6 protein-coding genes are annotated in these 7,769 nt (G+C 51.3%); all 6 read left to right on the top strand.

The genetic code is table 11. The annotated features are described in order from the left end of the window. Window positions 1–259: hypothetical protein (locus OXH00_12315; GenBank protein MCY3741796.1), on the top strand; the 259-nt coding region annotated here is incomplete at its 5' end. 646 nt (window positions 260–905) lie between these two features. Further along, on the top strand, window positions 906–4,064 hold the full coding sequence (locus OXH00_12310; protein MCY3741795.1) for a T9SS type A sorting domain-containing protein: 3,159 nt from the start codon (window positions 906–908) through the stop codon (window positions 4,062–4,064). A 456-nt stretch (window positions 4,065–4,520) separates the two neighbouring features. Further along, window positions 4,521–4,934, top strand: a complete 414-nt coding sequence (locus OXH00_12305; GenBank protein ID MCY3741794.1) for a (2Fe-2S) ferredoxin domain-containing protein — start codon at window positions 4,521–4,523, stop codon at window positions 4,932–4,934. A 123-nt stretch (window positions 4,935–5,057) separates the two neighbouring features. After that, window positions 5,058–5,315: a hypothetical protein gene (locus OXH00_12300; GenBank protein MCY3741793.1), complete on the top strand. Its 258-nt coding sequence runs from the start codon at window positions 5,058–5,060 to the stop codon at window positions 5,313–5,315. A 31-nt stretch (window positions 5,316–5,346) separates the two neighbouring features. Then, window positions 5,347–6,687 carry a GTP-binding protein gene (locus OXH00_12295; protein MCY3741792.1) on the top strand — a complete coding sequence of 447 codons (1,341 nt, stop codon included), beginning with the start codon at window positions 5,347–5,349 and terminating at the stop codon, window positions 6,685–6,687. After that, complete coding sequence (locus OXH00_12290) at window positions 6,675–7,730, top strand: WD40 repeat domain-containing protein (protein ID MCY3741791.1); 1,056 nt, start codon at window positions 6,675–6,677, stop codon at window positions 7,728–7,730. Before OXH00_12295 ends, OXH00_12290 begins: the two co-directional genes overlap by 13 nt. The last annotated feature ends 39 nt before the right edge of the window (window positions 7,731–7,769 follow it).

Here is a 7,769-nt window from a genome sequence, read left to right as displayed (position 1 = left end):
ACATGATCATGACGAACATTCGCATTGCCATAATTGCCATACCGAACATTCGCAGCGCGAGCATACCTGCGCAGCCTGTTTCTTTTGCAGCCAGCACGTCAGTTTCGAGGTTGAATCCTTTAGCCTCGACTCACCGCTCTTTTTCCATACCGGACTCCGACTTTACGAAGAAACTTTTCTCTCTCTAAAGCTGGTCATCCACACGCGAAGTCGTGCCCCACCTGTATTCTCCACTGAACTCGCAAATTATGCCTTTTAAATTAAAGGCAGATTTTGTTTTTCCCTTATATCTCTTATTGTAACCCAAGTTGCTACTAACAAATTTTGGATATTTTATGGGGATTTTCGGACATTTTTCCACCCCGTAGGGGTGATATGTCTATAGAAAACAGTATATTCAGGGCCACCGCACTCCGTATGAAGATTAAGAATTTAATCGGGTAATGCTAAGACGTGTGATAACAAGTGAGCCGGTTCGTAGTAGTGCGATTCATCGCACGTCGCGTAGATACAATTACCCAATTTATTTGTTAAACCTCATTAGGAGTGCTATGTCAAATAGGTGGCAGCTTGCGTTATTGTACAAAGATCGCGGGGTTACCGATGACGCTCCCCGCGCTTAGTACACCGCTGCTTTGCAACGTGTCGTAGCGTTTCTGTAGTAGACGCTATCTGATTGTGGACCAATGCGTGGTCGGTTTTCAGGATGTCTGTATGCATATCTATTACGCGAACAAAGCATGCGTTCCTCGCGACATGTCAACACGCGTTTTATACGTTTCGCGTGGCATGTTCGCCGTTAAGTGTAATTCTATATTAGATAAAAAAAATTGGAGAATACATTGTTTACGTATTTTTTTCAGCGCGACTTTTCTGTCGCTATTTCACGATTTATGGTTACTTGCATGAGAGCCACACTAGCTCTGCTTATGTTTTTGATGTCTTGTTCGATCATCTCAATGCAAGCCATTGCACAAGAGTATGATGAGCATGATGAGCCGCTGGGTCGGTTACTTGTCGCAGATGGCGAAACCGGTTTACTCCAACTTATTGAACTTGACAATGGAGAAGTGATAGAAACCTTCATGGTAGAAGGGTCTGCGCGTGTTTACACGACCGAAAGCGGTCGCATCGCAGTCGCTATTCAAACTGGTGCCAATAGCGTTAATTTCATCGACTCCGGTCTGTACCTCGAAGAACACGGTGATCATTTCGATAAGGAGAAAGGCGTACCGAGCTTGCTGCCGTTCAACCTTACCGGCGAACTCGTAAACTCGCAAAGACCCATTCACTTTGTTTCACACGAAGGGCGCATTAACATCCACTTTGATGGCAACTTTGGTGAGGGTGTGGATTCAAAAAACGTCACCGTGCGCGAGGAAGACCTGTTCTTACCCAACCCGGACACACTCATATTGACCTCGGCGCAGCAGCACGGTGCCGGAGCCCCGGTGCACGGTGGAAAGACAATTTTCTCGCTCCCCGATCCGGACCGTGAGTTCGGCTCACTTCCGAGCGGCTTTGCGGTCGTTGATGAACAGGGAAATATCCTTCAAACGTTCAACGACAAGGAAGATTTCCAAGCATCCTGCCTCGGTATGCACGGTGAAACGATAGTCGGCGAACATTTCATTGCCGGCTGTAATGAGAAACGTGAGGACGGCACAGGGGATGGTGGCGTTTTAGTGATGACCCACGACCCAGTGACCGGCCTGTTCTCCGCACACAAGATCGCTTATCCTGACGGCTTGCGAACGAGCATCATCAGTTCTCATCACGCCCAGCCGTTTGTCATCGGTAATTACGGTAGCCGCCCGGACCCGGGCTACAGAGCCCTCGTCCGTATCTATCCTGCTTCGACCGAAATTGATCCGAACGACATTCAGCAACTGCCAGCAGCCTATAGAGGTTTCGGTTTTGAGAAGGAACATGGCGATAAGTTAGCAGTGCTGACCGTTGACGGTCTGTTGCAGGTGTTCAACCCAAGCGATTGGACGTTGCTCGGATCGACACAAGTGGTTGCAGATTTCAGTGATGCGGAAGGTCTCCGTCCCGCGCTGACTGTCGGTAGTGGGTTCGCCTATGTCAGCGATCCCAATACCGGTGAGATTCTTGAGGTTGACCTTGACACAGTATCCGTCAGCAGGACATTTTCTGTCGAGGGGCAGCCAGTGAATATGGCAGCCTTAAATTGGGTTGCACCACTGGGACCCGCGCCAGCACATGACGCGGACCACAGCCATGAGCATGTCGCCGACCTCCCCACAGATGGCATACACTTGACAATAGGTGTACCGTATCATATTGAGGTCGTCGATGTACCGTTCGCAGGTGCGTCGGAGACAGAGCTTTTCGGTATCAACAACGCCGGAGACATCGTCGGGAGCTATGTGGATGCAAACGCTGTTCGGAAAGGATTCTGGCTCAAAAACGGTGTCTTTGAGACGATTGCCCCAGAAGGTGCAACAGACACACGGGCATTCGGGATCAATGCATCCGGCCAAATCACGGGTCGGTATAAAGACGCGGATGGCGTGCAGCACGGATTTCTGAGAGAACCGGACGGTATGTTTATCACAGTCAATCCGGGTGCAGCCGATAACTTCGCGTGGGGCATCAACGACCTCGGTCAGCTCACTTCGTATCATTTCGATTTCCCAACAGAAAACGACATCGTCATCACCAGTCTTCTTCGCGAACCGGACGGGACTTTCGTGCAAGTTCCCTCTTCGAGCGGTGTTGGCGGCAATGTTTTTCGGGGTATCAATAACGCCGGTGTGATGGCAGGTTGGAATCTACCTGAATCAGGATTTACACCAACAGAGTTTATTGATGGGCTAATTTACGAGGATGGCGAGTTCACAACTTTGTCCATTGACGCAGAGCGGCATACGCTCCCCGATGACATCGACAACCATGGCAGGATTGTTGGTCACACTGCGCCGCTTGATTTCTCTGAAATACAGGGATTTCTACGTACTCCAGAGGGCGAGTTTCACCTATTCGGGATTCCCGGCGCAGAATGGACCATTGCACAAGCCATTAACGATGATGGTGTCATTGTCGGCTGGTTTGAAATTCACTCCGAAAACGGCGAAGAGCAGACTCACGGCTTCATTGCCACTCCAATGCCTACAGACGGAGAGGACTTCAGCCAGGTCTACTACGCTTCTCTCTCCAAAGGCTTGAACATGATCTCCTCACCGCTGAAACCTCGCACGCCGATGGACGCTCGGTCACTGGCGGAGATGGTTGGCGCAACGGCGGTAATTAAGCTTGATGATGTCAACCAAAAGTTCGTTGGCTGGACACCGGATGCACCACACAACGGGTTCCTGATTGAAGGGGCAAAGGGATACATCGTCAACGTGCCGCACGCCCGACAGGTTGCCTTTGTCGGGGCACCGTGGACCAATCAACCGCAAGTTTCTGCAGCACCGATCGCAAGATCAATTGACACGCCAAGTAGCACTTGGGCATTCGTTGTCAGTGGGCAATTGGAAGGTGTGCAGGACCTTGAAGGCTATCTGGTCACTGTACGAAACCTGCGGACGAACGCTATTATGACGAATCGTGTGCGAGACGGCTACTTTGCCGCAGCGACCGCTGATCTCTCCCGCCAGAGCGTCGTCCAAGTTGGCGACACTCTGGAAGTCACTGTTGCGGATGCAACCGGAGAGATTGCTTCGGAGAAGCTAAGTTTCGTCGTGACGCCAGAGGCACTTGCAAACGCTGTTCTCCCTATTACACTTGAGGGGATTGGTATACCCAACCAGAGCCTACTGTTGCAGAATTATCCCAACCCGTTCAATCCCGAAACGTGGATACCTTATCACCTTTCGGAGTCAGCCCCTGTGACGCTATCAATTTACGATACGACAGGGCGATTGGTGCGAACGCTTTCGCTTGGCTTCAAGTCAGCGGGTTTCTATCAAGGCCGGGCACGTGCTGCCTATTGGGATGGTCGAAATGATGTGGGTGAACCGGTTTCAAGTGGTGTTTATTTCTACCGGTTGTCCACGCCGTCTTTCTATCAAATGAAGCGGATGGTTATTTTGAAATAAGTGCCGAGAAAATTCATCACTACCCTTGAATGTCATTGGGTAGTGATGAATCTGTATATTCGCAGGAGTGTAACACACTGGAAAAAGGGGTCAGTGACCCCGCCCTAAAGGGCGAGGCTTGTCCCATACGCCGGTTTCCAAGGCTATAGGTAGGGTGAGGGAGACCCCTCATTGACTACCGTAATATATCGCAGTATCTTGGTGTGGCAACCAGCACGATGTTTCGGATGCTCCCCAAGTCTGATTCCTCTCGGATACTGTGATCCGGATGGGGAAACATATACCCTCGAAAGAGGCGTTTGGCAGGGTAACCTGCTTTTATCATACGTTGTGTGTATAGGAAACTCAATCATATCCTTTACTATTCATACGAGTTTCCATACACACATTCATAATATAAAAGGAGCGGTGTTCCTCCCCAACCTGAAGGTAGGGGTTTCCACACCGAAGATTTAAATGAGAGCAGATGGAATCGAATCGCCGCCCAAACTGGCATCAAGGCGGCGTGTCTTAGTGCATATACTCGTCTGTAAGGGTTGTTGTTGTGGCGTGACAGAGAAACGGAAACCATCTGTACCGGTCGAGTGGCTCAAACAGGAGTGGCGGAACAGGCGGCTGTCGGCTTCAATAACATTGACAATCAGCGAAGGCTGTCTCGGTCCGTGCGATCTCGCAAATGTCATCTGTATCACATCACCGCACGGTGTTGTGTGGTTAGGACAGATAAAACTCCATCGACACTATGCGCGACTCGTGGATTGGGCGGAAGCCATGGCGCGAACAGATGCACTACTTCCGTTGCCTGCAGCCTTTGATAGTCACCGTTTTGATCGGTTTCGATCTCCCTCGTTCGGGGTTGAAAAAAAATAAGCGAACCGTGAGTTACAAGGCTTCACAGTGGCAAGTGTTCGTTGGGCAGGCTCCTGTCGTACAGCGTTGCTACATTGATACGAGCTTGATGACAGACGGTTTAAAGGAGGCTATACAACAGTGCTGAATTTTTTAAATTCGCAAAAAGAGAGTGACCCACAGCAACTCGTCCAAGTCAAATCGTGGGTCTCCGAAGTCTTTGACCTATCAGAAGACATCTCCGTGATGATTACTCAGTTGCAATGCACCGAAGAGGGCTGCCCGCCTATTGAAACGGTCATTGCAATCCTGGAGACGCCGGGAAAGCCCCGGCAATACAAGATTCACAAACCGCTGGCGGATGTGGATCAGACGGACATCGTTAGCTTGACCGCTGACTAAATTCTACAAGGAGAGAAAGATGAACACAGCCATGCTAAACAATCAAGTCCCCGTCACCGTGTTGACGGGCTTTTTGGGGTCTGGTAAAACCACGCTTCTCAACCGCATTCTCACCGAAAACCATGGCAAACGTATCGCCGTCATCGAAAACGAGTTCGGCGAGATCGGTGTCGATAATGATTTGGTCATCGGTGCCGAAGAAGAGATCTTTGAGATGAACAACGGTTGCATCTGCTGCACGGTGCGCGGTGATCTCATCCGTATTTTGGGGAATCTGATGAAGCGTCGCGATAAGTTCGACTACATCATGGTCGAAACCACAGGGCTTGCGGACCCCGGGCCCGTTGCTCAGACGTTCTTTATGGACACCGAAATGCAGGAGAAACTGCAACTGGATTCCGTCACGACGCTGGTTGATGCCAAACACATCTGGCAGCACATCGATGACAGCGATGAGGCGCGTGAACAGATTGCCTTTGCCGATGTCATTTTGTTGAACAAGATTGACCTTGTAACCGAGGAAGAGTTAGAGCAACTGGAAGCCAGAATTCGCAGCATGAACGCTGCAGCGAAGATTTATCGAACGAAAGACGCCGTGGTTGAAATGGACAAGATTCTCAATGTTGGTGGATTCGATCTTGACCGGGCGATGGAGGTTGACCCACAGTTTATGGAACCGGAGTATCCGTTTGAATGGGCTGGTGTTTATGACCTTTCGGCAGGCACGCATGAACTGGTTCTCCAAGAAGGTCCTGACCCGGCGATGAAAGTCGCGTTGGTGCCCGTAAATGCGTCAACCGATGAAGCTTTGGAGGACGCTGTTGAGCCAGTCGTTATGGTTTTCTCCGATGATGAGTATGAACTTTCGGCGGGTGGCACCCTTCAACCGAGTGGGCAACTCATTGCGTTAAATCTCACAGCGGACGAATTACGTTTCGACGTGCAGATCGAACGCCCGGGGGCTTACGCGCTGTTTACCGAGCATCACCCCGATGAATTTCAAGCACAACTCTTTGGCAGCGGCACCCTTGTCAAGCCAGCTGTCGAACGCGAATTTAAGCCAGACCATGAACATGATGACGAAGTCACATCGGTCGGCATCACAACCCCCGGTGACCTCGACCCCGACCGGCTGAACGATTGGATTAGCGATCTGCTTCGGACAAAAGGTATCGACATTTTCCGCATGAAAGGTATTCTGAGCATCAAGGGGCAGCCAAACCGATTCGTCTTCCAAGGTGTTCATATGCTCTTCGATGGCCGCCCCGACCGCCCGTGGGGTGGTGAACCGCGCTACAATAGCCTCATCTTCATCGGGCGCAACCTCGACCGGGCCGAATTGACTGAGGGGTTTGAAGCATGTCTCGCTTGAGCAACCTGAGCAACCGCTTGTTTCAGCCCTCTCAACTGCGCGAAAATTGGAACGCAACCCTCAGCGACCACGTCATTGATCTGGCGTGGTCCCCTGATGGGAGATACATCGCTGCCGCGTCGGTTCTCGGTCCGGTGACAATTTTTGAAGGGCATCGTCAAGCAGTTATCCATGCCTTCAAAGGGCATGAATTCGGCACAATGTCAATCGCATGGCGGCCAGACAGCAAGGTGCTTGCCAGCGCAGGACAGGATGGGAAAATTCGGTTGTGGGATATGACAAGTGGCGAAGTGACCCATTCGCTTGACGGGGGTGCCGCCTGGGTTGAGTGCCTATCTTGGAGTGGCGGCAAAGAACCGATACTCGCCTCTGCCGCCGGGCGTAAGCTGAAACTCTGGAACGCTATCGGCGATCTTGTTCGCGAATATCCCGACCATCAGAGCACGATTTCTGATCTCCAGTGGAAACCGCGTGTAAGACAACTTGCCTCGATTGCCTACGGGGGTGTCACGCTGTGGGACCCGCAACAGTCGGAAGCCGTCCGTCGATTGGAATGGATAGGCTCATCACTCGTGATTGCGTGGAGCCCTGACGGTAAACACATCGCCACCGGAGATCAAGATTCGACTGTACATTTCTGGATTATGTCTACCGGTGAAGACTTGCAAATGTCTGGCTATCCGACGAAAGTGCGAGAACTCTCGTGGGATGCCACGAGTCGATACTTGGCTACCGGAGGCGGCCAGGAAGTTATCGTGTGGGATTGTTCCGGTCGCGGCCCGGCCGATACCAAACCCATTACGCTTTCCGGGCATCAGGATTTTCTCAGCGTTCTGCGTTTTCAACATCGCGGAAAACTGCTGGCATCAGGCGGTGCCGACGGTCTGGTCTATGTCTGGCAATTGCGAGGCAGAATCAGTTCTGTGGTGGTTTATGAAGCCGCTCTGGCAGCGGGGGTCACAAGCCTCGTTTGGTCACCAAGTGACCAGCATATTGCTGTTGGTGACGAGTCGGGTGGGGTGAGCGTTTTTTCGATAACTTGAAGTTCAACATCCAAACGGAGTCAGCTGCCTGAGCTCTTA

It is taken from the genome of Candidatus Poribacteria bacterium, assembly GCA_026706025.1.
GTDB lineage: Bacteria > Poribacteria > WGA-4E > WGA-4E > WGA-3G > WGA-3G.
Note: the sequence above shows the minus strand (reverse complement) of the source record. Positions and strands in the feature narration are given on the sequence as shown.

Coding starts and splice junctions, on each gene's coding strand:
- OXH00_12310 (MCY3741795.1), top strand. CDS start 906: ATGAGAGCCACACTAGCTCTGCTTATGTTTTTGATGTCTTGTTCGATC.
- OXH00_12305 (MCY3741794.1), top strand. CDS start 4,521: ATGAGAGCAGATGGAATCGAATCGCCGCCCAAACTGGCATCAAGGCGG.
- OXH00_12295 (MCY3741792.1), top strand. CDS start 5,347: ATGCTAAACAATCAAGTCCCCGTCACCGTGTTGACGGGCTTTTTGGGG.
- OXH00_12290 (MCY3741791.1), top strand. CDS start 6,675: ATGTCTCGCTTGAGCAACCTGAGCAACCGCTTGTTTCAGCCCTCTCAA.